Source organism: Agarivorans sp. OAG1, from assembly GCF_037076485.1.
Classification (GTDB): Bacteria; Pseudomonadota; Gammaproteobacteria; order Enterobacterales; family Celerinatantimonadaceae; genus Agarivorans; species Agarivorans albus.
This window is the reverse complement of the sequence record NZ_AP028990.1, coordinates 2,785,035-2,810,057: the sequence shown is the minus strand read 5'-3', so window position 1 is coordinate 2,810,057 and position 25,023 is coordinate 2,785,035. Positions and strand designations below refer to the sequence as shown.

The window sequence follows — 25,023 nt, the reverse complement described above, 5'->3', positions numbered from 1 at the left end:
CTCTAGTGTTGCTATGACCTGAATTCGAACTCGAAATAACGGGTCGAAGAATAGCAAAAGAGGGCATCGCCATGTTTAACGTATCTATTATTGTTCCTGTCTATAAATCTGAGCAGTACCTAGCAAGTTGTTTGAACTCACTGGCCAAGCAAACGCTCGAACATGTTGAGGTAATAGTAGTTATTGATGCCTCTCCAGACAACTGCGCAGCGATTGCTGGCGAGTTTTGTATTCAGTATCCAGAGCGCTTTCGCAAAATTGTATTGGAAAAAAATGTGGGTGTGTCGATGGCTCGCAACATTGCCATGCAGTCGGCGCAGGGTGAATACATTGGTTTTGTAGACAGTGATGATTATGCAGAGCCAAATATGTTTGAACTGATGTTTTGCAAAGCGCTCACAACCAATGCCGACGTGGTGAGTTGCCAAATGCGCTCTTTTGAAACGCATGCCTCAAGTGTGGAATACCACAACATTCCTACTAAAGAGTATTACGACGATACCTTTGTGACTAACAAGCTATTTCGTCGTGTTTATCTACTTTCCAAGCAAATAAATTTTTATAGCAATGTGATTTTTGAAGATGAACCTTTTGCGTATACCGCACGCTTTGCCACCGAGAATGTAGCTGAGGTTAATCAAGTGCTTTACAACTACCGAATGAGCCCAGAAGGCTTGTGCCGTGGAGATAACCACGGTCGATTCAACCTCTATGATAAGCAGTTGATGCTGGCAAGGTTTTTAGCCGATATGGAGCGCAGGGGCGCTATTGAAGATCATGCGGTGGAGCTGCTGCAGTGTTTAGCTAATCACGCTTTAAGCGCACTTTATTATCATATTTCGGCTGTTGATTTGTTGGGCTTCTTTAGTTTTATCGACCATCTAGTGGGTAAGTACCGTTTGCTTGAGCGCTGCGCAGTTGTTCCCCAAGACTACAAAGTAAGCCGTTATTTAAAATTTAGAGGCTCGGCCACACAAATTGTATTGCTGAGTTATTGGGTAAAGGCGCGCCAGTACAAACAACAGCTTTCTGCAGGGCTGTTATCGCCCAGTTTGAGTAGTGAAGGAGTTAAATAATGGAAAGTGTATTTGCTTCTCAGGTCAGTGTTTCGGTGGTGGTTCCGGTGTTTAATACCGAGCAATACTTGTGGGAATGTTTAACTAGCCTAGAAAACCAGCAACTAAGCTCACTGGAAGTTATTGTGGTGATTGATGCTTCACCAGATAAGTCTTATCAACTAGCGACGCGTTTTGCTCATCAATCCCATTTGGCTATTCGCATTGTTAAGCTAGATAAAAACGTAGGTTTAGCACAAGCACGAAACATAGGGATGAGCCACGCTAAGGGCCAGTATCTAGGGTTTTTAGACAGTGATGATTACGTAGATGAAAACATGTATCAGCATTTGTTTAATGAGGCCAGCCAGCAGCAAGCGGATTGGGTAAGTTGTGGTTTTAGTAAGTTTTCTGCACTGGGTGTAGAGTGCTACGCCCATCAAAATATTAGCGAGAATACTTCGGTATGTAACAAGCTATTTCGTCGAGAGTTTATTTTTGAGCATCAAATAGTATTTCCCCAAGGAGAGTTATTTGAAGATGAAATTTTCTCTTACATGGCCGAATTGTTCGCAGATACCGTGGTGCATATCGAGCAAGCTTACTACTTTTATCGGCATAATCCGCAGGGCATTTGTCGACGCGCTGGTGCTGATAAACATCGTTTGTATGCACGTATGTCATCTATTGGCGATTTTATGCAGCGCATGGAGCAAAGTAAGTTGTTGCCTAATGCTGCGCCGCTGTGTTTGGAAATGCTTTGTCGGCATGCTTATTTGCAGTTAAGAACCCAAGTGAGTTGGTTCGACTTACTCTGTTACTGGCGCTTTACCCAGCACCTCATCGAAAAATATCAGCTAAACAACAGTGACTCGCAAACCCAAGATAATTATTTTGTAAGCAGCTTTAGTAAATGGCAAAGCCGAGAGTGGGCACTTTGGTTGATTCGCATTCGAGCGGGGAGAGCCAATTATGCTGTGGAATAAGCTTAAGCAAGCTCGCCAGTCCTTACAGGAAATGGGTATATACGGCGTACTCATGATTCTGCAAAAAGGCATTGGCTTAATGATGCTGCCAGTCACCACGCGCTATTTGAGTTTGCAAGAATACGGCGTGTTAGAAAGTCTTGTGGTGATTTTTTCTTTGTGTTCGTTGTTAGAAATAAGTGCAGGTGCTTTGCCACGTTTTTACCCAGAGTGTAAAGATGCCGCGGCTAAAGCGAACCTTATTTCGTCGTCTGTTTTATTAAGTTTGAGTTACGGCCTGGTGTTAGCTGTATTGGCAGGAACAGCACTAGCCCTAGTGCCGCTAGAGGTGTTCTCTCAGTTAAGTCTTATTCAGTTAGCTGGCGTTTCTGCGGTTATTGCTTTATCCATTTCTTTGCAGCCTATTATGATGTGGCTGCGCATTGAGCGCCGTGCTGACAGTTATTTTTATTTAGTTGTGGCGCAAGCGAGTTGCCAAGTAGTGATGACTCTATTTGGTTTGCAGCAAGGCTGGGGAATGGATGCGGTGATTGTTGCTAGCGTTTGTGCCAATGCTTTAGGTTTAAGTATTGGTTTGTGGTTTTGCCGTAAACAGCTGAAGTTGAAGTTAGATCTTGCCCTTGCCAAGTTAACCTTAAGTTATCAACGTTGCTTAATTGGCGCTTCGCTCGCGCTATTCATTATGCATGGTTTAGATCGGCTGCTACTAGCAGAGTGGTTAGGCGCAGAAACGTTAGCCCAGTACGCCATTATGATTAAAGTGGTAGAGGCTACGGCCATGGCATTTGGTGTATTAGAAAGCTGGTGGTTACCACGTCGGTTTACGGTGTTACAACAAAGCAATGGCGTAAATGTAGTGAGTGTGATTCATCAGCGTTTGCTGTTCGCGGTGATGTTATTGATTTTGTCTGCTGCGTTGTTTGTCCCCATAGTGCTTAAGTGGGTGCTGCCAGTAGAATACTTAGGTGGCATTGAATGGTTGCCTTTAATGCTATTGGCGCTAGGTTTTAAACTAGCTACCGCAGTAACCGATATTGGTTGCTACTTACCAAATAGCCCTGTTTGGCTGCCGCGGATTAATGCTTTGTCGGCGTTGATGGCGATAGGTTTGTATTACCTACTTATCCCCGTGTGGGGTGTTTGGGGGCTGATTGTGGCTACCAACAGTGTATTTGCTTTGCGCTTTATACTATTCACCGCACTGAGCTTACGCTTACAGGCCTTGCCTTATAAAGTAGCTGTGCTACTCAGCGCTTTACTCCCTCCTTTAGGTTTGCTTCTAATCGTTCCGTTTATGGCGGCTTCTATCTGGACCTCTCTATTACCGGCCGTTGGTTTAAGTTGGTTGCTGCTATGGGCATTGCCATTGGTAAAGCCAAAAATGCATTTTAAGAAGGCTTATGCTTGAGCCCCAAAGAGCGAATTGCAAACTGCAATTCGCTCTTTGTTTTTCTTTGTAAGTTATTGAATAAATTGATTTTAGTTTATTGGCATAAATGCTGCTACCTACAGTTTAAGACAACACATCTACCTGTTATAGGGGAATTATATGAGCAGCATGTTTTTTCATCATACTAAGCATTGGCTAAAAAGTAGTGACTCTGCCGTAGCAAAAAATCTATTTAGGTTTTTGAAGGCGCTAAGGTTATGTCAGCTACCTAAAGTGCCATTGTTGTTCTCGGTGCTTTACCGCCTTCATACCAGTTTATCTAATGCTTTAAGCAGTGTGCTGCGCATATTGTGGTGGACGCCTTTGTTTAGAAGTAAAACCAGCGGCCCTTCTCAGGCCTTGTATCTATACGGAGGAATGCCACTTATTAGTGAAGGCCTAAACATTGAATTAGGCAATCGCTGCCGAATTTCTGGGGCAACCACCTTTAGTGGACGAAGCAGTGCAGCTGAGCCCGCGTTATTAAAGATTGGCGATAACGTGGATGTAGGCTGGCAAACCACCATCGCCGTTGGCAGACAAGTTATCTTGGGAAACAACGTACGTTTAGCTGGGCGCTGTTTTATTGCTGGCTACCCAGGTCATCCTTTAAACGCAGAGCAACGAGCTGCTGGCTTGCCCGAGCTAGATGAGCAGGTTGGCGACGTAATTCTTGAAGACGACGTGTGGTTAGCTACCGGTGTATCAGTTATGGCCGGGGTAACGATTGGTAAAGGTACAGTGGTTGCTGCAGGTAGCATTGTGACGAAAAGTTTGCCGGCAGGTGTTTTGGCCGCAGGCGTGCCCGCCAAAGTCATTAAATCGATTGAGGAGAAATAACATGAAACACGATCTCATAGTATTTGGTGAAGATTGGCAACGCCACCCAAGTAGCAGCCAACACGTGATAACCGAACTGGCTAAAAACCACCGTATTCTTTGGATTAATTCTATTGGTTTACGTAGGCCACGTTTGAGCCTGCGAGATGCTAAAAGAGTACTAGAAAAAATGAAGTCGATGTTTGGTGCGACCAAAGCTAACGCGAATGCTCAAGATTCTACAGAAAAAGCATCAGCTAAAAAGCCGGCCAATATTCATGTATTGTCGCCAATTGCCTTACCCGCGCCACGCAGTCGTTTTTTTCGCTGGCTTAACCGCTGCTTGTTAAAAGCTCAGGTAAATAAACAAGTTAAGCGCCTTAAGTTAACTAACCCTGATCTTTGGATTGCCTTACCAACGGCGGTAGATATGTTGGGCCATCTAAACGAGCGGCAGGTCATTTATTACTGTGGCGATGATTTTAATGCGCTAGCTGGCGTAGACCACCAACATGTTACTGAGTGTGAAAAGCAGTTAGTTGAAAAGGCTGACCACGTGCTAGTGGCTAGCGATATGCTGTTACGTAAGTTCTCTAAGCAACCGCATCTAGCTTTGAAAACCCGTATTTTACCGCACGGGGTAGACTATAACTTGTTTGTTCGCCCCTCGAGCCCAGCGCCATCTATTTTACAAGGCGGTCCAGTTGCTGGTTTTTATGGCTCTATAGCAGCTTGGTTAGATATCCCTTTAATCGTTAAAGTTGCTAAGGCCTTACCCGAATGGCGTTTTGTATTTATTGGCCAAGTGCAAACCGATATTTCTGCTTTTAAACAAGTAGACAATATAGAAGTGTACCCGGCAGTAGCCCATAGTGAGCTACCCCGTTATGTACAGCATTGGCAGGTATCTTGGTTACCCTTTAAAAGCTGTAAGCAAATAGCTTCTTGTGACCCACTTAAATTACGTGAGTATTTGGCCGCGGGGCGCCCCATTGTAAGCACGCCTTTCCCTGCGCTTAAACCTTACGCAGGCATGGTGACGCAAGTTGAAGAGCCGTTTCAAATGGTTCAAGCGCTGCAAGACAGCTTAGATACACCTTCGGCATTGCAACATCGTAGAACCTCTTTTCAACGAATGAGTGTGCGTTCAGAAAGCTGGGGCGAGCGAGCTAAGCAGGTGCATCAATTGCTGTCTTGTTAATTTAAAAAGTGTTGCCTTAGGCAACACTTTGTTGGCCTTGTTTATGAGGGGTTGCTGTGGGGAGTGGATTTAATGAAGTGGCGGTCGCATGTTTACCCGCTACTTTTGAATTGGAACGTGCGACAAACTCGCCGCCACAACCGGGATGAGTTAACCCAGTGGCGACTTCATTGTGTTGATTGTGCTGCCAAAATTGCTCAACAATATTTAATGAAGAATCTATAACCTCTACATCTAAAGAGTCGCAGCAAACACACCTAGCTTTATTTGCCCGTTGTCTGGCAACATCAAGTTCTGCGCCTAGGGTTAGTAAGTTTTCTACAGAGCGACGGCGCACTCTGCGAAGCTTGCGATTAAGTAGCCGTTGCCAGTAGTTAGTTTTCAGGGTTTTCTCTAAGGCAGATACTTGCCTAACCAGTTCGCCCATTTCTTTGATTATGAGGTTTATATCTCTAAATTCTTCGGCAGTTACTAGCGCTTCACATTGTTTGCACCAACCCAAGGTTCTGCGCAGTGGCAGTTCTAAACCGTTATACAAAAATACCCGCCAACCGTTTACTTTGTCGGTGGTGGTGCTGCATTCACAACGATTACAGTGTACTTGAGTTAACGATCTATCCATGGCTGATCCCTTAGCGCAACTAAGTTTAGTGTGGTTTATTTTTGATAAATATGAAAGCGCTTACCCAAGTTTCTGTTGCTGAACAAAACAAGCCCGCTTAGTTGCGTGTTTTAGCTGTGCTGATGTTATAGTATTTGGCAAAAATAGCTGGAGCAGAGAATGGCTAATATTCCAAATAATTACGCAAGCCTTGAACAAGGTTACCGCGAGAAAGCGTTGAAACTATTCCCTTGGGTTTGTGGGCGATGTGCACGTGAATTTCCTTACTCTAATTTGCGCGAATTAACCGTGCACCATATCGACCACGACCATACCAATAACCCAAACGATGGGTCTAACTGGGAGCTGTTATGTTTGTACTGTCATGACCATGAGCATTCTAAATATACCGAAGCTGCTCAATACGGCTCAACAGTAGAAGCCGGTAGTGATTTAAAGCAAGAAGTGGCAACCTCAAACCCGTTTGCTGATCTTAAAGCAATGATGGATAAAAAGAAGTAATGCTAGCCTAAGCTACCGCTAACAAAGGTGGTGGTAATAAGGGCAATAATCCGGTTGCGCTAACGATTAAGCCAACTATGCTGATTATTGGGTAGGGGAGTTATACTTTTTTTGTTGAGTGAGCAGAAAATACTAATTTAAGTGAAAACCCGTGGTTAACAGGCTTGCGGCTAGTTGTTGACACTAATTAAAGACACTTTTTTAAAGAAATTTCGCAATAAATCGCTCAAATACAGTTCACCCTCTCGCCTTGTGCGACAGTAGTGGTATACTCCCCGCGAATTTGAAAAACAATTGAATTAGAGTTGAACAATGGCTGATTTATCAAAATATAGAAATATTGGTATTTTTGCTCACGTTGATGCAGGTAAAACTACCACAACTGAGCGTATCCTAAAACTTACTGGTCAGATCCACAAAACTGGTGAAGTACATGACGGTGAGTCTACTACTGACTTCATGGAACAGGAAGCTGAGCGTGGTATTACTATTCAGTCTGCAGCAGTAAGCTGTTTCTGGAACGACCACCGCTTCAACGTTATTGATACTCCTGGACACGTTGACTTCACTGTTGAAGTATACCGTTCACTTAAAGTACTTGATGGCGGTATCGGTGTATTCTGTGGTTCTGGTGGTGTTGAACCTCAGTCAGAAACTAACTGGCGTTACGCTAACGAATCAGAAGTTGCTCGTATCATCTTCGTAAACAAATTAGACCGTATGGGTGCTGACTTCTACCGCGTAGTTAAGCAAACTCAAGACGTACTAGCTGCTAACCCACTAGTTATGGTTCTACCTATCGGTATCGAAGACGACTTCGTTGGTGTTGTTGACCTTCTATCTGAAAAAGCTTACATCTGGGATGACACAGGTCTTCCTGAGAACTACGAAGTTACCGATATCCCAGAAGATATGGTAGAGAAGGCAGCTGAATACCGCGAAATGTTGGTTGAAACTGCAGTTGAGCAAGACGAAGACTTAATGATGGCTTACATGGAAGGTGAAGAACCTACTATTGAGCAACTTAAAGCGTGTATCCGTAAAGGTACTCGCGATATGTCTTTCTTCCCAACTTACTGTGGTTCTGCATTTAAAAACAAAGGTATTCAATTAGTACTTGATGCTGTTGTTGATTACTTGCCAAACCCAACTGAAGTTGATCCTCAACCTCTTATGGATGACGAAGGCGAAGAAACTGGCAACCACGCTATTGTTTCTGCTGACGAACCACTACGCGCGTTAGCATTCAAAATTATGGATGACCGCTTTGGTGCGCTTACCTTCGTACGTATCTACTCGGGTGTGTTGAACAAAGGTGACACCATCCTTAACGCGTTTACTGGTAAAACAGAGCGTGTTGGCCGTATGGTAGAAATGCAAGCTGACGACCGTAATGAATTAACTAGCGCTCAAGCTGGTGACATTATTGCTATCGTAGGTATGAAGAACGTTCAAACTGGTCACACTTTATGTGATCCTAAGAGCCCTTGTACCCTAGAGCCTATGGTATTCCCAACGCCAGTAATCTCGATTGCTGTTGCACCTAAAGATAAAGGTTCAACTGAGAAAATGGGTATTGCTATCGGTAAAATGGTTGCAGAAGATCCTTCTTTCCAAGTTGAAACTGACGAAGATTCAGGCGAAACCATCCTTAAAGGTATGGGCGAACTTCACCTAGACATTAAAGTTGATATCTTGAAGCGTACTTACGGTGTAGACCTAGTTGTTGGTCAACCTCAGGTTGCTTACCGTGAAACTATTACTCAAGCGATTGAAGATAGCTACACGCACAAGAAACAGTCTGGTGGTTCTGGTCAATTCGGTAAGATTGATTACCGCATCAAGCCTGGTGAGCCTAACTCTGGTTTCACGTTCTCTTCAACCGTTGTTGGTGGTAACGTACCTAAAGAATTCTGGCCTGCAGTTCAAAAAGGCTTCGAAGTGATGATGGAAACTGGTCCACTAGCTGGCTTCCCATTACTAGATATGGAAGTAGAATTGTACGATGGTGCTTTCCACGCAGTGGATTCATCAGCAATTGCTTTTGAAATTGCAGCTAAAGGCGCTTACCGTCAATCTGTACCAAAAGCGGGCCCACAACTTCTTGAGCCAATCATGAAGGTTGACGTATTCTCTCCAGAAGATCACGTTGGTGATGTTATTGGTGACTTGAACCGTCGTCGTGGCATGATTAAAGACCAAGAAGCTGGCGTAACTGGCGTACGTATTAAAGCTGATGTACCACTAGCAGAAATGTTCGGTTACATTGGTTCTCTACGTACTATGACTTCTGGTCGTGGTCAGTTCTCTATGGAATTCTCGCACTACGCTGCTACTCCACAAAACGTGGCTGAAGCGGTAATCGCAGAAGAAAAAGAACGTCAAGCTAAGAAGTAAGCATACTACTTAGTAAAAAAGCCGCTCATTGAGCGGCTTTTTTTATGTTTGTGTTTATTAAAAAGCAGCCTTTGGCTGCCTTTTTATTTCTGGGCACTTAGCTACTAGAACTTGATTGAGTGGCGACCTGTTTTAGCATTTCGCTGAGCTTGCTTTTCGTTAGGCTGCTTGGCAGTTGTTGGTTTTTGACTAGGCTTGCTTGCTTTATTTCCCTTGTTTTTCTGCTTGTTTGAACCTTTCTTCACTGCGCTTTTAGGCTCTGGCTCAGTAATAGGCTGATCACAAACAACATATAAAAACTGACCGTTAAACTCGATGATGTCATCAGCATACACCTTCTTGCGTTTACGCTGTTCGAGTTCACCGTTAAGCCCAACATAACCTTCTGCTATAGCCATTTTGGCTTCGCCGCCGCCATTCACCAAATTGCCTATCTTTAATACTTTGTAAAGCTCGATAGGTTGTTCATCCACATATACTTCGGTGGCTTCTACTTCAATTTCTTCTGGTGAATCTTCTGGGTTATTCATTTTTAATGCCATGGGGAGGAAGAGCCCAGATTATGGCTATGTGCTGGGAATGGGTCAAGTTTGAGCTAGTGTAATCGAATGTGAAATTTACTTGGTGGTTTCACTTTCTAGTGTTTTAGTGACTGTTTATTGCTTTGGTGTTGCCTGATTATGGATTTTAGCTTCTTAATGAAGAGAGTGATGTTGTGTTTGGGTCTAGCGGCTGGACTGTGCACATTGCTAGCCTGTAGCCCAATGCCTAGTGCGATAAAGCAACAACAGCAGTTTATTCAAAGTGATTTGTTAACTAATCCGGATATCGAACACTATCAACTTACTGCGGATAATTTTTCTTTGAACGTACATGCTAATGGGCGTGCAGAGCAAGCGGTTATGGTGTGGATCCACGGCACGCCTGGGTCTTGGCAAGACAGTGCTTACTTGATTACAGAGCCTTCTTTAACGAGCAAAATACGCGTGGTTAGTTTTGATAGGCCGGGCTGGGGATTGTCGCAATATCAAGACCAAGCTAAACCTGTTGCTAACATGCAGGCTCAAGCGAAGCTGATTTCACCTCTCATTCAACACTTAAAGCAAAAGTACCCCGAGCTGCCGCTAATTCTTGTAGGGCATTCTTGGGGCGCGTCCTTAGCGCCTATTATTGCCGAGCATAACCCCCAGCAAGTTGATGGTTTGTTATTGTTGGCTGGTGGAATGAGTAAACAGCTTACTCAAGCGCGTTGGTATAACAAGTTTGCTAGAAGTGGTGTAGGGCACTATTTATTGTCTTTATCTGATATGGGGAAACAACTAAACCAAGCTAATTTAGATATGTTTGCCCTGCAAGATGGCTTAGCTGATTCGCCCGAGCGTTTAGCTTCGCTTAAAATACCTGTGGTGTTAGTACAAGGTGGTAAAGACCATTTGGTTGATCCCAAAAATGCTGATTTTGCCGAGCAATACTTACCAGCCCAACACTCCAAAGTTATTCGCCTAGTTGAGCAGGGGCACTTTATGCAAGTTGAGCAAGTTGCATTAATTAGCCGCTGTACTTATGCCTTGGTAAATAACAAGCTGAATGACTGTGGTTAAGCCCGCTAGTTTGTAGCAAATTGCTTGATGCCAAAATCGGCAAGCTTAAATAAAGCCTGCCGATAGCTGAGTTTATTTGGGTGTGTATTCTAGGTAATCGTAGTAGGCCCAGTTGTTTTGATAGAAGTACTCTTGCGGAAAGTACATTGCATCTGCAGAGTTATCGCCGTGCCAGTGGTTGATCATTATGCGGGTTGGATCCACAGGCCATGCGTATTGTGGAACTTCATTTGCGGCAATATAGCCATCCCCATTGTCCTTGTACAGACTACGAATGATGCGAGTATTTCCTGAAGAATCTATCAAGTACCAATCGATTTTCCAGCTAGACCAATCGAAGCCGATATGGATTAGGTCTTGATGTATGTTTAGACCATATTGGCCTAAATCAATATCCAGTTCCCAGCTTTGGTATTGGCCACCTTGGGGTTGGTAGATAAGGTTAGTATGTACAACGTTTCCAAGACTAGGTAAAAACTCGATGTCTATTTCTTGCCAAGCTCGACCAGGCACATCGTGCCATGAAGTGTAGGTAAATATAGAGGATACAGTGCCTTTGGCATTTCCTGTTTTGAGGCTAGATTGAACCTTGCCATAACTTAGTAAGGATTTGGTTCTAAGCTCGGCACATTGATTTGGCGCTACGTTTAGGGTGATACCATGGGAGCTTGGTGAGATTTTAGACGGAGTAAATTTACAACCAAAAGGGCTGCCATTACTGCCATCACGGGCTTGCCAAATACCAGAATTGTATCCCCAGCTAAAATCATCCTTAAAATAATTAGCGTGGGAAGGCGTTATTGTTGCTACGGCAATTGCTACTGCAAATATAGAACTAACTTTCATTTTCATCATATTCCTTATGTGGAGTTCATTGTTTTTATTAACAATTTTGCTTCTGTCTAAGTGACGTCAAAATGTATAAGCATCTCGATTTAACAGCACTTGGGACTTGGGTTGGCAATACCTAAACTGAGTTGGAAAACTCAAGTTGATTGATGAAGCATCTATTTGGGTATCGCTTGTAAATGTTGGGCGGATAAGCCTTATTGCCATTAACACTAGAGCGCTAAACTGATGAAGTTTTAGCGTGTTAAAAAGCCAAATAGCTAACTTAGTGGGCAAACAGGTGAGAATAGAAACTACCCACTTAATAGGGTTAAATTCTGTAAATAAGCTCATTAGCTGTCCTTAGCTATTCATAAATCCTTAACAATTGATTAATACTTTTATCTTGAACGCCTGGTAATACAATTGTTGTTTTATTAGGCTGTGACAGTTTTAACGATTAAGTCGGCTTGTCTGAAATACCATCAAAAAATTTAGTTTTTACTGTGCATTAAAGATGCAGCGACGCAGGCAAAGGCGTGAAGAGTTGGCTTAAATAGCAGTTGGGTAGCAAAACCTGAGCAGAACTAATTAGTGAGTTAGTTGGGGTTATTAGCCAATGTGTGGATTAATGTTCTTAGGCCTTATGATTTATTAGATTTACTTGCTATTTATTTCGCAAATTGATGTGAATCAATTTCATCATTAAGTGGTCAGAGTAGTCTAAAGCTTCAGCTATAACTCAAATTTCGTTTAGCTTTATAATTCTAATAATAGTGATTTGTAGTTTGTGTAACTAAACCTTGTCGTTTCTGTTTTGCAGTTAGTTAAGGCTTATTATATGCATTTATCGACTCCACAGCTGTTGGAGATTGTTGCAGCATTTCCCGATTCCACATTGGTATTTACCGAAGATGGTTATTGTATTGCTCATTTGGGTGATCAAGAGGCCCATGAGTTCTCAAGCAGCCGGTTATTAACCGGTCGCTTTGTATCTGATGTATTTAGCGAAGAAAAAGCTAAATGGTTCTTACAACAAATCCGCAATAGTATTTTTGAGCAGCGCTTGCGTGTTTCGGAGTACGCCATTTCACCAGACGATATTCGTTTACCCAACTGTGAAAGCGCCAAACTAGAAAGAGAGCATTGGTTTGAAGCTCGCATTCTACCCTTAAACTCTTTTATAGATGGTCAGCGAGCGGTGGTTTGGGCGGCGCGCAATATTAATGAGCGCTACAAGCTAGAGCAACAACTGCGTAGACTTAGTGAAACCGATGATTTAACCGGTGCGTTTAACCGGCGTCGTTTCTTTGAAAGTTTAGCGAATCATTACCAAACCTTTCACCGTCACTTTCTTGATTGCAGCTTAATCATGTTAGACATTGATAACTTTAAGAGAATCAACGATCAATATGGTCACCCTTGTGGTGACAGAGTGCTTAAGCAAGTGTATCAGCAGATTTGTACCCAACTCCGTGAGGTGGATATTTGCGCGCGAATGGGCGGTGAAGAGTTTGCCATTTTACTTCCCAATACTAAAACATCAGAAGCTCTGCGCAGCGCCGAGCGAATAAGAATAGCAATTGAAGAATACACTTTCACCACACTAAATCATCAGGTTGATGTTACGGTTAGTTTGGGAGTGAGTAGCATAGAAGTGACCGACAGTAATTGCGATAGTGTATTACAGCGTGCCGACGATGCTTTATATCACGCCAAGAAAACTGGACGAAATCAAGCTGTTCAGTTCCTAGAAGAATTTAGTATTTAAGCTATAAATCAGAGATTTAGTTAATCCTAAGACGAATACTTAAGATCAGTTTGTAGTTTACCTCGCCTGTTTTCTATGAGATAAATGTCACTAATTTTTGCTGAAGAATTGCTCAGAGTTTTATTCTGTTCTCACGCCCAATTTCGTGTCGAGCTTTTTGTTTCAGTTATCAAGGATAGATTAAAAGCCTAAGGAGTGGTGTAGTTGAAGTATTCAGCTGGTGTTTTGTGGTCGCTATGTATGGCTAATTACAGCTTTGCAGCAGCTGAACCCTTGCCTAATTTGGATTTAGAATCGTTAATGGCTACAGATGTGCAAGCAACATCTGCGATGAAACGTGCTCAATCAGCGTTCACCACCGCGGCGTCATTATATGTACTAAGCAAGGAAGACATTCGGGCATCGGGTGCGGTATCGGTGGCAGAAACATTAAAGTTGGTACCAGGTTTAGAAGTACGGCAGCTAGACAGTAATCAGTGGGCTATCACTGCGCGTGGTGTTGCTGGGCGTTATACCAGTAAACTGTTGGTTATGGTGGATGGGCAAAGTGTTTATAACCCATCTTTTGCCGGAGTTTATTGGGAAACCTTAGATGTACCTCTGTATGACATTGAGCGTATTGAAGTTATTCGAGGTCAAGGTGGTTTGTTGTGGGGCAGCAATGCCACCAATGGGGTGATTAATATTATCACCAAAAATAGTTTAGACACGCGCGAAACCTTGGTGCAAGTAAGCAGTGGTGACCAACTAAATTATGATGTAGGGCTGCGCCACGGTGGAAATATTGGCTCCAACGGTAGCTACCGCATCTATGGTAGCGTGCGAGATTCTGACGCGGCCAAAACGGGCAAGTCGCTACCTGCTAATGATGAAGCCAAACAACAAAGCATTGGTGCACGTTTTGATTTTGCGCCCAATGATGATTTGTCTATTCTTACCCAGCTCAGTTATACCCATACAGATATGGGGCAAAATCTTAAAGCTCTATCACTAGCCACAAACCAAAACACCCTATATGCCGAGCGCTTTGAGCGTGATGACGGGCGTATTATGGCGCGGGCAGAGCACCGATTATCTGGCTCTTCCAATCAAATGTTGCAAGCTTCGTGGGCTGTTCAAAATGGTAAACAGCTATATTTGGAAGAACGATTTCAAACATTGGATATTGATTATCAAATGAATAGCTTGTGGGGGTCTACCCAACTTGATTGGGGTTTAAACTACCGTAATAGCTATTTACCTTTTGAAGAAAACTACATTATTAGTAGTGACGAAGATATCGACCGTTTAGAACAATATGGCGCTTTTTTACAGCTGCAATTTGCGCTTATTCCTGAGCAGTTAAATTTAAGTTTTGGTAACAAGTCTGAACACAACAGTTTTACCGGTTGGGAGCATCAGCCGGTCGCACGTATAACTTGGCAGCCCAATAACGAGCATGTACTTTGGAGTGCCATATCGCAAGGCGTGCGGATCCCATCCTTGGCAGAGTTTGATTACGATTCTGCTATTAATGGCACGCGTGTTGGCGAGTATTTTCAAACCGGTATCGACGCTATTGATAGCTATCACGTGCGCACGGTATTGAACGGCAATCAACAAGTTGAGCCAGAAAAGTCCCTCTCTTACGAACTGGGTTACCGTTTTAGCAAACAAGATTGGTCATTCGACCTAGCCTTATTTCATACGCAATCTAAAGATGTTTTTGCCGTTCAGCCTAATCCAGACAGTGCAAACTTGGATCAAATCGCAGCTTTGTTAGCACAGGGTAAAATCATCGAGGCGCAACAAGCTTTACAAAGTACAGTGCTTGAATTTGACGTTGCATCTAATGCTGATTTAAACGTGAAAGGTGGTGAAGCACTAGTTGCTTGGCGACCAAGTGCCAATTTTCGCGCCGAACTAGGATACAGCCAAATGGCTTATCGTTATCGCTTACAAGAAAATACTCAGCCTGCTATAGGATATGACTCTGACAGCAAACAGATTTTTGCTAAGACTGGCTGGCAACCTTTTAAGAAGCATTCCTTTTTTGCTTTGTTCCGCTCCATTAACAGCGATGCTTATTCAGTAGATGATTATAACGCGCTAGATCTAAGTTGGGCTTGGCAGCTAATGCCGCATAGTTCGCTTTCATTAACAGGCAAAAATTTATTAGCCGGTAGCCACCTAGAATACAACAACACCTCCGAAACCTTTACCGTTCCAAACTATATCGAGCAAAGTGTCGTGCTACGATTTATGGCAGAGTTTTAGCCAGTGTTGGCAATAAGGCGCTTTGTTAAGCTACTCATTACCTTGGCTATATTGGGCCTTGCTAGTGAGGTGAGTGCTGCTGATAAAGAAGCAGCCTTAAAGGCTGGATTTATGTTTAATTTTGCGCGTTATAGTGAATGGCAAGGTTTAGCTAAACCATTGGGTTATTTTAAGCTGTGTAGCCCAGACATTGAGTTTGTCGATACTGCTAGCTGGGTGCTCCATAAGCAGCGCATTCATGAATTAGAAATACGGGTGAGCCTAGTTGAATTGGATTCGTTATCGATAAATCAATGTAACTTACTGTTTGTCCCTGCCGCCTATAGAAAAACCTGGCTAACTGTAGACAGAGCCTTATTGCCTCACACTATGTTGGTTGGGGAAACTCCTGATTTTATTCATCAAGGAGGGCACATTCGCTTTTTCTTATTAGCTGGAAAAATCCGTTTCGAAGTTGCCCCCGAAGAACTCAAAAAGGCTGATATAACCATGAGCTCAAAGGTATTGAGATTGAGTCGCGTTGTTAAGGAGGAACAGTAAAGATGTCTTTTCTTAGCATTAATACCATGAGTAAAAAGCTGCTAGTCATTTTGATGAGTATGGCGATTTTTTCTGCTGCCATGGTAACGGTGGTGTTAAGTGCCTACGAGTTTGTAAGTGCCAAGCGAGAGCAGACTCAAAGCTTGCAAAACATAGCCGATACCTTGTCGCCCAACATCACCGCCGCTTTGTTGTTTGATGACAGAGATGCCATGCAGGAGATGATTTCTTCATTGTTATTACGTGAAGGCGTAATCAGAGCAGCCATTACCGATACCGAGCAGCAAAATTTGGCGGTGGTAGAAAGTGATAACTACCAAGAAGAGTTAGCGGAAGAAGCCGACGAACTGATAGAGGTAAGCAGTTTGCTTATTCTTGATGAGCAAGTTTATGGTGCGCTTACAGTACTGGCAAATGACAGCTACATAGACCAACGAATTGGTTTTTATGGGCAATTCTTAGCGGTGCTGTTGGTGATTACGTTTGGCTTAAGTTTGTCTTTTTCACTGTTTCTAAAACGTGGTTTTTTGCGTCCCTTATTACACTTGTCGGATGTTGCAGAGCGTGTAACGGCATCCAATGATTATAGTTTGCGCGCTCAGCAGTCTAGCGACGATGAGGTAGCCAACCTTACCGAGTGCTTTAACGGCATGTTAGAGACGATTGAACTGCGTGAGCGTATGCTGGAGAAGCAAGTAAGGCTGCGAACTCAAGAGCTTGAGGGAGCAAATCAGCAGCTATTGCAATATGCCTATACCGACGGTCTTACTGGGTTGCCTAACCGCCACTTTTTCTACGAAAAACTACATACATTAGTTAAAGAGAAAATTGAATTTGCGCTGATCTTTATTGATTTAGACGGCTTTAAAGAGATTAACGATACCTTAGGTCATGATTATGGTGACGTATTGTTAAGTCAAGCTGGGCAGCGGATCCTACGCTGTGTGCGCGAGCAAGATACCGTGGCCCGCCTTGGTGGTGATGAGTTTACCATTGTGATTGAAGGGGTAAACGAACAAGCGCGAGTTGCCAATATTGCCGAAACCGTATTACAAGGTTTAGCGAAACGTTTCACAATTAAACAAGAAGCCGCTCATGTTAGTGGCAGTATAGGAATCGCTTTTTCCCCACTAGACGGTGATAGCGTGGAAGCCGTGGTAAAACATGCTGATCAAGCGATGTATGTATCTAAAAGTCGCGGTCGAAACTGCTATCAGTTCTTTTCTTCAGACATGCAGGTGGAAGCTCAGCAGAAACGGCGTTTGTTAGAAGAGCTGCGTACCGCATTGGAAGAAGAACAGTTCGAACTCTATTATCAGCCCATAACCTCACTTAAGTTCGAGACAGAAGAGGGCGGGGTGAAAAAGGCCGAAGCACTGTTACGTTGGAACCATCCACAGCGCGGAGTGGTGGGGCCAGAAGAATTTATTCATGTTGCGGAAGAAGCAGGGCTAATTCGCGAGCTTAGCCAATGGGTAATGCAGCAAACTGTTGCCACCGTGTCACAATGGTATAAGCAGGGGCTGGATGATATTCAAATTAGTGTAAATACCTCGCCTTCGCAGTTTAATGATGGTGGTAAGTGGATAGATGATTGGATCCATGCCATTGCGCTACACGAATTACCGGCCCACAGCATTATGATTGAGATTACCGAAAATGTTTTGATGACCACTGATGACTCCATTAAAGACCAGCTCTCTCGTCTGCAACAACGCGGGTTTGATGTAGCAATTGATGACTTTGGTGTTGGCTACTCTTCTTTGTCTTATTTACAGCAATTAGATATCGATTTGTTAAAAATAGATCGCTCGTTTATTCAACACTTAACCACCGATAACGACAGTGTAGCGTTGGTTAAAGCCATTGTGACTATGGCTCATCATTTGGGGCTAAAAGTAGTTGCAGAAGGGGTGGAAACTGAACAACAGCGTCAGCATGTGTTAAACGTCGCCTGTGATTACTTGCAGGGGTATATCTTTGCGAAGCCGGTACCTAAAGATGAGTTTTATCATCGTTATTTGTTAGGCAATGCGGAAATCACTTAAGCTTATCGAGGCCTATTAAGTAGGCCTCGTTCAGTTTAGCTTTAGCGCTCCCAATAAGCTTCTTCTAAGCTCTCTTCGCGCTCTGGTAGCCCACGTGAAAGGCGAGGGCTATGCTGAGCCAATACTTCGTAACTTACGCGGTTTGCGTATTTACAAATTTGCGCAAACGAAGAGTAACTAAGCGCTTCAAAGCGGTGTTTGCTCGATTGTTCAACATTACTACGATGAAATACATTGGCAGCCATATCATGGAGTAGGGCAGATAAAGCCCCATCTCCAGCGCCGTTGGTATTGGTGATTTTTTCTGGCCCACCCATAAATGGTGCAATATGCGAGTAAACTTTCAGCGCTTGCTCACAATCGGTTTTTAACATTGGGCGTGAGAATTCATATTGGTTGAACTCTGGGATGGCTCCTGGCAGCAGCGTATGACTGGTGGTTCGTTTGAAGGCTTCATCGGTGTAACCGGCCATAAATAAGCCCCGTGAGCCAGCCGTACACAAAATAAGATCACACCATTCTAGAGCCTTTTCGCAGGCGAGTAATACGTCACTTTCACCGGTTAAGGCTTCTGCTTCTTCTTCGTTCATTGCTAAAACAGTGACATGTTCGCTAATGAATTGTTGCCACCATTTAGGATCATCTTCGATTAAAAAGCGGGTGCCCAACGTAAGCACTACGGGTACTTTCGCTTGGTGTGCATACTCTATGGCTTGCATAGCGGCTTGAGTAATGGGGTCGTCTCCGGCTCGCATAAGGTAAGCCGTGAGCGTGAGGGCCGCGCCAGTTTTTACTAATTCTTCGTCTATAAACTCTGGAGTAAGTTTATCCATATGGCCTTTCGAGATAGCAAAAGTACGTTCACCACAATCGCTAATTAGGGTAAAGCATCGGCCTACCGGGCCGTCTACCGCTTGCAGGTAATTGAGATCTACGCGTGAAGAGGTATTGCATAAGTAACGATAGGCGTAATCACCAATGGTGATGTTTTGACTCATTACTCCAAACATCACCGAGCGACCATCGGCTAGGGTGGAGTAGTTGTGCAAAGTATTGCCGATAGTACCACCGGCAAACTCGGCAGTAATAAGCTGTTTATCTTGTAGTTCTTGATATAGCGTTTGAGCCGCTAAGTCATCAATGAGCAAGGAATTGCCTTTAACAAGTTGGTGGCGGTCTATAAATGCCTGGTCAACGTGCGCTTCGATATCCACCAAGGTTTGATCAATGCCAGTTATGTGAGTGTGCTTGGGGCTAATCACTGGGTTGAGCTCGTTGGTTAAGGGGTCTCGAGATTCAACAGGAAAATAGTGCTTGGATTTACGTTGGCCAGGAAATTTCATGCAATGATCGCTTGTTCTATTTAAGGCTTACTGTAGCAGTGAACGGATAGCACTGCACAAAAGCGAGCGATTCTAGCATAGGCGACTCAAAATGTTGCTTTATAGATCAATATTAGATTTAAATATTTTATCTTTATTAAATGGCGTGTTGATTTAGCTGTTATCTAGTGCGTTTTGTTCTTGCAACGTTTCATAGGCTCGCAGAGCTGGATGAACAGTGTTTCCGCCCATACGACGGTAATGTGCAATGGTTTTATTCAAGTAGGCTCGATGTTCGGACTTAGAAAAGTCCCACATTGCGTCACCAACAAGGCTGATCGGTGAATTGACGGTGGTAGAAAGATGCAGTATTTCGTAATAGCGGCGGTTCTCTTCTATTAGCTGTTCATCAATTAAACCAAAGCCATTGCTCTGCAAAAACTGTCGAAGTTCATATTGATAATGCACTGGGCAAATAATCAATTCAAAGTCCACCGCATGGTTGTGTTCTAGTATCCCCTTTAACAATTGAATGCATAGCTCGCCACCAACTCCCGCGATTATAACCAGTTGGCTGTCATTTTTACTGAGTTTTAGTTTGGCTACGTCTTGGCAATGTACTTGCCATGGGCTGGTTAAGCTAGATGATGAATAGGCAAGGTGCTGCTGCAATTGTTGCTCTAGTTGCTGGCATATTTGTGGCACGCAATCCACAAAGTGCACACAGTTGGCACTGTTGCGTTTTACCAGCTCTGCGCCCAATAACCCGTGATCGCAACAGCAATCCCATATATCTTGGTAATGCTTTATCACACGTTGGTTAATTGCTGTCAAACGTTTACTCGTTTTCACCCATCCCTCCTCAGTAAGGCTATGAATATTAGTTAATTGTTAATAAGTGGCAAGAATTTTTTCCAGGAACTTTAGGGCTTAATAGGGGGAATTAGCTCAAACCTGTTAGTAAATATTGTTTTTTGACGTTTTTGTTACTTTAGTTGCTGATATTAACGACTAATAACTATTCCGCTATTTTATGCTTCCAATTAGTTAACTGGTTATTTTTTGGTTTGTTACTACGCTGAATTTTGGGGGCTTTAACTGTTAGCACACTTTTGTTCCCCAATTGTTAAGAGTTAATGAAAAAACTCAAACCAAGGAGTAAACCATGAATAAGGTAATTGCAGGGCTTGCACTTAGTGCAATGGCAGGTAGCGTTTCGGCCGCTACTATTTATGAAAATGGTAAAACTAACGTAAGTATAGGTGGTTACTTAGGGATAGAGGCATTTTATCAAGCGGGCTACGGAGATAAAGACAAGTCATTTGAGTTACAAGACAGGGCCTCACGGATCCGTTTTGCTTTTGAACATGAAATGGTGCAAAACTGGATTGCTGGTGCCCAATTAGAGTGGGGGTTTAATCCCGTTGAAAAAGCGGATCCACTATTCACCAATCGTTTAGGCAACATCTACTTTAATAATGATAGCTTTGGTTCAATTCGAGTCGGTAAGCAGTGGTCTGCTTACTACGATATAGCTGTGTGGACCGATCAGTTTTGGAAGTTTGGCGGTGATGCGTCGGGTACGTATGATGGTCGAAATGGTGGTGATGAGTCGGGTATGGGGCGCGCTGATGATGCATTAACCTACCGAAAGTCTTTTGGCGGCTTTGGCTTAGCGGCTCAATATCAGTTTGAAAATGATTCATCAGCTAGAGATTATGGTTATCAATTGAGTGGTACCTATGACTTTGATTTTGGTTTATCAATAGGTGCGGCATATGCAGCCAATGGTTACGATGTTAAAAATGTAAATTACGTTGGAGCTGATGATCAGGATAAAGCAACATCGTGGCTAGCTGGCGCGGTGTATGAGTCTGATATGTTTTATGCTTCAGGTGTCTATGGTGAGTATGAAAATTTAAGCGGTAAATTTAGTACATTAGCTGATAAAGCTAATGGCTTAGAGTTAATTGGCGTTTACAAAATCGATGGCGGCCTTTACCACGTTTATGCGGGTTATAACGGTTTAGAAGATAAAACCAGTGGTAGCCAAGGCGAGTTGAGCTACGCTTTAGCTGGAGTGGGGTGGAAGCCCGGCCAAGTTCTTTTGGCTCTAGAGTATAAGTTTGGTCTAGAAAATAAAGACGCATTAGGTGCAGATAAAAAACAAGACGAAATGTCGATACAAGCCCGATACTACTTCTAGCCAAGTAACAGCAATTAGCGCTCTAAGTTATTCATAGCTTTTTACAAAACTAGAAGTTTTGCAGTAATCAGAAGTCGCTTGTTGTAGCCAACAAAAGGCATTGCACTTTTCCTCGCAATGCCTTTTTTATTATCGAAATACCACTAATTATTCTTGGTCAACTCGCCACAGAGTGCAGACCTGCTACAATCCTTTCTTTTTTGCACGAGACTTAAGATGAAGTGGGTAACCATATCCTTTTTGGTAATTATTGCCTTAGTTAATTTTGGCCCTAGAGTTAACGCCATTTTCTATTCTAAACCGGATACTACGGTTGTATTTAACAGTGGTTGCTTTCTGCAAGGGGAGTTGCGTGTCGATCCAGTGAGTCTTTCATACTTTATTGTATTAGATGATGGTCAAGAACTATCGTTTGCCGACGATAGTTACGCTGAAATTTCTTCTGAAGAGAATCCGGTTGATATTTCTGAATTGGATTTTTGTGTGTAGTTAACAAACTGTTAACTAAAACTTGCCTAGCCTGTCTATTCAGGCTTTTTTCTGCTTAGCTTTGTTTTCTTTAGCCCTCTTTTATTATTCACCGCATCCTTCTATTGCTTCTTTTTGTGTTTATTTTCTGCGTCTAGATCTCAATTTTTACTTGTATTCAGGGACTTTAGACTAAAGATTAATACCTAGTCTGTTAATCGTTTGTTAACTTTTTCTTCGATAGGCTTGAATTGAGTTTATATGTGCATCTATTCCACTAGCCGCAGATAAAAACTTAATGATTTGTTCGGCCGTTAACATGTTGTTTACATATTTATTGGCACAAAATTGCGAGGCTTTTATAGCTTGCTTGGAGAAATATCATGGAAGAACAGACTACATATTGGCAAGAAAACTTGCGCCTAATATTTACCTGTCTCGTCATATGGTTTGTGGTTTCATTTGGTTTTGGCTTACTTCTCGTTGAGCCGCTAAATGAAATTCGCTTAGGCGGATATAAACTGGGCTTTTGGTTTGCACAACAGGGCTCTATTTATACCTTTGTGGCTTTGATTTTTTGGTATACCGCCAAAATGAATAAGCTCGACAAAAAATACCATGTTGAGGAGTCATAAATGGACGAGTTAAAACTCTATACTTATATCGCTGTATTTGGCTCCTTTGGCCTGTACTTCGCCATTGCTTGGTGGGCTAGAGCAGGCTCAACCAGTGACTTCTACGTTGCTGGTGGTGGTGTTACACCTATCCAAAATGGTATGGCAATTGGTGCTGATTGGATGAGTGCAGCTTCGTTCATTTCTATGGCGGGTTTAATTGCCTTCCTAGGATATGGTGGTTCTGTTTTTCTAATGGGCTGGACCGGCGGCTATGTGCTGCTAGCAATGTTACTAGCTCCTTATATGCGTAAGCATGGTAAGTTTACGGTGCCTGAGTTTATCTCCGATAGATACTACTCAAAAGGTGCGCGTATTGTTGCGGTGTTGTGTTTGATTATCGCATCGCTTACTTACATTATCGGCCAAATGAAAGGTGTTGGTGTTGCCTTCTCTCGCTTCTTAGAAGTTGAGTACGATATGGGCTTATACATTGGCATGTTTGTAGTTTGGGTTTACGCTGTATTAGGCGGCATGAAGGGGATTACTTACACCCAGATTGCTCAATACTGTGTACTAATTTTTGCATACACCATTCCTGCCGTGTTCATTTCACTGCAGCTAACCGGTAATCCAATTCCGCAGATTGGTTTGGGTAGTACCCTGGCTGATGGCAGCGGTGTTTACTTACTCGATAAGCTAGATATGGTAGTTACCGATCTTGGCTTTAAAGAGTACACCACTGACAACCTAGGCGGCACTCTAAACATGTTCGCTTATACCTTGTCACTAATGATTGGTACTGCAGGCTTACCTCACGTAATCATGCGCTTCTTTACTGTACCTACCGTTCAAGCGGCCCGCTCTTCTGCTGGTTATGCTCTAGTATTCATTGCTATTTTGTACACTGTAGCACCAGCTGTAGGTGCCATGGCTCGTTTCAACTTAATGAACACTATTGTTCCTGAAGCCGGTGATAACTTGGTATATGACGAACGTCCACAGTGGTTCAAAGATTGGGAAAACACAGGTCTGCTGAAGTTTGAAGACAAGAACGGTGACGGCAAAATCCAATATGTTGCTGATAAAGAAACCAATGAAATGGTGAAAGTAGACCGCGACATTATGGTACTTGCTAACCCAGCTATTGCTAACCTACCTAACTGGGTAATTGCATTAGTAGCTGCTGGTGGTTTGGCGGCTGCGCTCTCAACCGCTGCTGGTTTGTTGTTGGCTATTTCATCCTCGATATCTCACGACTTAATGAAAGGGGTGCTCACGCCTAACCTCTCAGATAAGAATGAGTTGCTGGCAGGGCGAATAGTGATGACACTTGCCATCTTGGTGTCCGGTTATCTCGGTTTAAATCCGCCTGGATTTGCCGCAGGTACCGTTGCACTGGCCTTTGGTCTAGCCGCTTCGTCTATCTTCCCAGCGTTGATGATGGGTATCTTTGCTAAGAAAATGAGTGGTACCGCTGCGGTAGCCGGTATGTGCTCAGGTATTGGTGTAACAATGCTTTACGTATTCCAACATAAAGGCATTATGTTTATCCCAGGTACTTCATTCTTAGGTGATATGGGACCAAACTGGTTCTTGGGTATTTCGCCAAATGCCTTTGGTGTAGTAGGTGCTTTGGTTAACTTTGGTGTTGCCTTTGCAGTATGTAAAGTAACCGGTCCTGCTCCACAGCATATTCAAGATATGGTTGATAACTTCCGTGTACCACATGGTGCAGGCGCAGCTCACGATCATTAAGCTTGAATTGAACTAATCCCTAGTAAGCAAAAGGCTCCCTAGAGGGAGCCTTTTTTTGCGGTGGAGCTTGGTAAAAATAACTAAATTTCAATATGATAGTGTTAAAGAGTGAACTTGGTTAGCATCACTCAATAAGGTTGATTACAGGAAGTAACAATGAACAGACACACTAAGTTAGCTATGTTAGTGATGCCGTTTTTGGCAATTGGCGGGTATATCGCATCGGATATTTATTTGGAGCATGATGCAGAAAAAGAGCGCGTTTTCCAGCTAAGTACCTATGGTCACTGCGACATCATTAACCAAAAGTGTATTCTTGAATCCGGTGATTTTCAGCTCAATATTAGTGATGAAGCAGGAACAACCACGGTTAATTCTACCTTTCCTTTAGATAGTGCCACCTTCTTTATTGTAAGTAGTGCAAATGTAGTGACCGCTTACCCACTAGGCATGAGTGATAGCCCTTATTATTGGCGAAGTCCCACCGAATTACGCGAATTGATCCCTAACCAGGGAGATAGCTATAAGTTACGTATTATTGCCAATATTAAAGGCGGAAAATACATTAGTGAGTTTTATAGCCAAACAATTAAGTAGTTGA

At 43.1% G+C, this 25,023-nt stretch carries 22 protein-coding genes; 17 read left to right on the top strand and 5 right to left on the bottom strand.

Annotated elements, in window-relative coordinates; genetic code table 11:
* Positions 1–71: 71 nt before the first annotated feature.
* From OAG1_RS12820 to OAG1_RS12800, 5 genes are all read left to right on the top strand, one after another.
* The gene (locus tag OAG1_RS12820) at positions 72–1,076 is read left to right on the top strand and encodes a glycosyltransferase family 2 protein (protein ID WP_338621555.1); all 1,005 of its coding nucleotides are present in this window, start codon (positions 72–74) and stop codon (positions 1,074–1,076) included.
* On the top strand, positions 1,076–2,041 hold the full coding sequence (locus OAG1_RS12815; protein ID WP_338621554.1) for a glycosyltransferase family 2 protein: 966 nt from the start codon (positions 1,076–1,078) through the stop codon (positions 2,039–2,041). Before OAG1_RS12820 ends, OAG1_RS12815 begins: the two co-directional genes overlap by 1 nt.
* Positions 2,028–3,449 carry an oligosaccharide flippase family protein gene (locus tag OAG1_RS12810; protein WP_338621553.1) on the top strand — a complete coding sequence of 474 codons (1,422 nt, stop codon included), beginning with the start codon at positions 2,028–2,030 and terminating at the stop codon, positions 3,447–3,449. Before OAG1_RS12815 ends, OAG1_RS12810 begins: the two co-directional genes overlap by 14 nt.
* Before the next feature lie 141 nt (positions 3,450–3,590).
* Entirely contained in the window at positions 3,591–4,310 is a 720-nt protein-coding gene (locus OAG1_RS12805; RefSeq protein ID WP_338621552.1) for an acyltransferase, read from the top strand.
* Between the two features lies 1 nt (position 4,311).
* On the top strand, positions 4,312–5,490 hold the full coding sequence (locus tag OAG1_RS12800; protein WP_338621551.1) for a glycosyltransferase: 1,179 nt from the start codon (positions 4,312–4,314) through the stop codon (positions 5,488–5,490).
* A 16-nt stretch (positions 5,491–5,506) separates the two neighbouring features.
* Here the strand turns inward: OAG1_RS12800 and OAG1_RS12795 are convergent, their stop codons facing one another.
* Positions 5,507–6,112: a hypothetical protein gene (locus OAG1_RS12795; protein WP_338621550.1), complete on the bottom strand. Its 606-nt coding sequence runs from the start codon at positions 6,110–6,112 to the stop codon at positions 5,507–5,509.
* A gap of 159 nt (positions 6,113–6,271) precedes the next feature.
* Between OAG1_RS12795 and OAG1_RS12790 the strand changes: the two genes are divergently transcribed.
* Positions 6,272–6,613 (top strand): YajD family HNH nuclease, encoded by a 342-nt coding sequence (locus tag OAG1_RS12790; protein WP_152782311.1) that lies wholly within the window; start codon positions 6,272–6,274, stop codon positions 6,611–6,613.
* A gap of 312 nt (positions 6,614–6,925) precedes the next feature.
* Entirely contained in the window at positions 6,926–9,010 is a 2,085-nt protein-coding gene (fusA, locus tag OAG1_RS12785; protein WP_016400532.1) for an elongation factor G, read from the top strand.
* 104 nt (positions 9,011–9,114) lie between these two features.
* On the opposite strand, the gene OAG1_RS12780 is transcribed toward fusA, so the two are convergent.
* Positions 9,115–9,540, bottom strand: coding sequence for an RNA-binding S4 domain-containing protein (locus OAG1_RS12780; RefSeq protein ID WP_338621549.1), 426 nt, complete (start codon positions 9,538–9,540; stop codon positions 9,115–9,117).
* 150 nt (positions 9,541–9,690) lie between these two features.
* Here OAG1_RS12780 and OAG1_RS12775 point away from each other — a divergent pair, with 150 nt between their 5' ends.
* Positions 9,691–10,611: an alpha/beta hydrolase gene (locus OAG1_RS12775; protein ID WP_338621548.1), complete on the top strand. Its 921-nt coding sequence runs from the start codon at positions 9,691–9,693 to the stop codon at positions 10,609–10,611.
* Between the two features lie 72 nt (positions 10,612–10,683).
* Here the strand turns inward: OAG1_RS12775 and OAG1_RS12770 are convergent, their stop codons facing one another.
* Positions 10,684–11,457 carry a family 16 glycosylhydrolase gene (locus tag OAG1_RS12770; RefSeq protein ID WP_338621547.1) on the bottom strand — a complete coding sequence of 258 codons (774 nt, stop codon included), beginning with the start codon at positions 11,455–11,457 and terminating at the stop codon, positions 10,684–10,686.
* 823 nt (positions 11,458–12,280) lie between these two features.
* Between OAG1_RS12770 and OAG1_RS12765 the strand changes: the two genes are divergently transcribed.
* The 4 genes from OAG1_RS12765 to OAG1_RS12750 all read left to right on the top strand — a co-directional run bounded on the left by OAG1_RS12765 (position 12,281) and on the right by OAG1_RS12750 (position 18,054).
* Positions 12,281–13,210 (top strand): GGDEF domain-containing protein, encoded by a 930-nt coding sequence (locus tag OAG1_RS12765; protein WP_338621546.1) that lies wholly within the window; start codon positions 12,281–12,283, stop codon positions 13,208–13,210.
* A gap of 204 nt (positions 13,211–13,414) precedes the next feature.
* A complete protein-coding gene (locus tag OAG1_RS12760) occupies positions 13,415–15,466 on the top strand; it encodes a TonB-dependent receptor (protein ID WP_338621545.1) in 2,052 nt (683 codons plus the stop codon).
* A gap of 3 nt (positions 15,467–15,469) precedes the next feature.
* Positions 15,470–16,006: a YfiR family protein gene (locus OAG1_RS12755; RefSeq protein ID WP_338621544.1), complete on the top strand. Its 537-nt coding sequence runs from the start codon at positions 15,470–15,472 to the stop codon at positions 16,004–16,006.
* 2 nt (positions 16,007–16,008) lie between these two features.
* On the top strand, positions 16,009–18,054 hold the full coding sequence (locus OAG1_RS12750) for an EAL domain-containing protein (RefSeq protein WP_016400523.1): 2,046 nt from the start codon (positions 16,009–16,011) through the stop codon (positions 18,052–18,054).
* Positions 18,055–18,095: 41 nt separating this feature from the next.
* Here the strand turns inward: OAG1_RS12750 and OAG1_RS12745 are convergent, their stop codons facing one another.
* Together OAG1_RS12745 and OAG1_RS12740 are read right to left on the bottom strand one after the other, a co-directional pair.
* Positions 18,096–19,397: an inosine/guanosine kinase gene (locus tag OAG1_RS12745; RefSeq protein WP_338621543.1), complete on the bottom strand. Its 1,302-nt coding sequence runs from the start codon at positions 19,395–19,397 to the stop codon at positions 18,096–18,098.
* A 153-nt stretch (positions 19,398–19,550) separates the two neighbouring features.
* Positions 19,551–20,228 carry a tRNA (adenine(22)-N(1))-methyltransferase TrmK gene (locus OAG1_RS12740; protein ID WP_338621542.1) on the bottom strand — a complete coding sequence of 226 codons (678 nt, stop codon included), beginning with the start codon at positions 20,226–20,228 and terminating at the stop codon, positions 19,551–19,553.
* Between the two features lie 313 nt (positions 20,229–20,541).
* Between OAG1_RS12740 and OAG1_RS12735 the strand changes: the two genes are divergently transcribed.
* The 5 genes from OAG1_RS12735 to OAG1_RS12715 all read left to right on the top strand — a co-directional run bounded on the left by OAG1_RS12735 (position 20,542) and on the right by OAG1_RS12715 (position 25,019).
* Entirely contained in the window at positions 20,542–21,582 is a 1,041-nt protein-coding gene (locus tag OAG1_RS12735) for a porin (RefSeq protein WP_152782331.1), read from the top strand.
* 216 nt (positions 21,583–21,798) lie between these two features.
* Entirely contained in the window at positions 21,799–22,071 is a 273-nt protein-coding gene (locus tag OAG1_RS12730) for a hypothetical protein (RefSeq protein ID WP_152782333.1), read from the top strand.
* 362 nt (positions 22,072–22,433) lie between these two features.
* The gene (locus OAG1_RS12725; RefSeq protein ID WP_040306877.1) at positions 22,434–22,685 is read left to right on the top strand and encodes a DUF4212 domain-containing protein; all 252 of its coding nucleotides are present in this window, start codon (positions 22,434–22,436) and stop codon (positions 22,683–22,685) included.
* Positions 22,686–24,422 carry a sodium:solute symporter family protein gene (locus OAG1_RS12720; protein WP_016400517.1) on the top strand — a complete coding sequence of 579 codons (1,737 nt, stop codon included), beginning with the start codon at positions 22,686–22,688 and terminating at the stop codon, positions 24,420–24,422.
* Positions 24,423–24,578: 156 nt separating this feature from the next.
* Positions 24,579–25,019 carry a hypothetical protein gene (locus tag OAG1_RS12715; protein ID WP_016400516.1) on the top strand — a complete coding sequence of 147 codons (441 nt, stop codon included), beginning with the start codon at positions 24,579–24,581 and terminating at the stop codon, positions 25,017–25,019.
* Positions 25,020–25,023 lie beyond the last annotated feature (4 nt).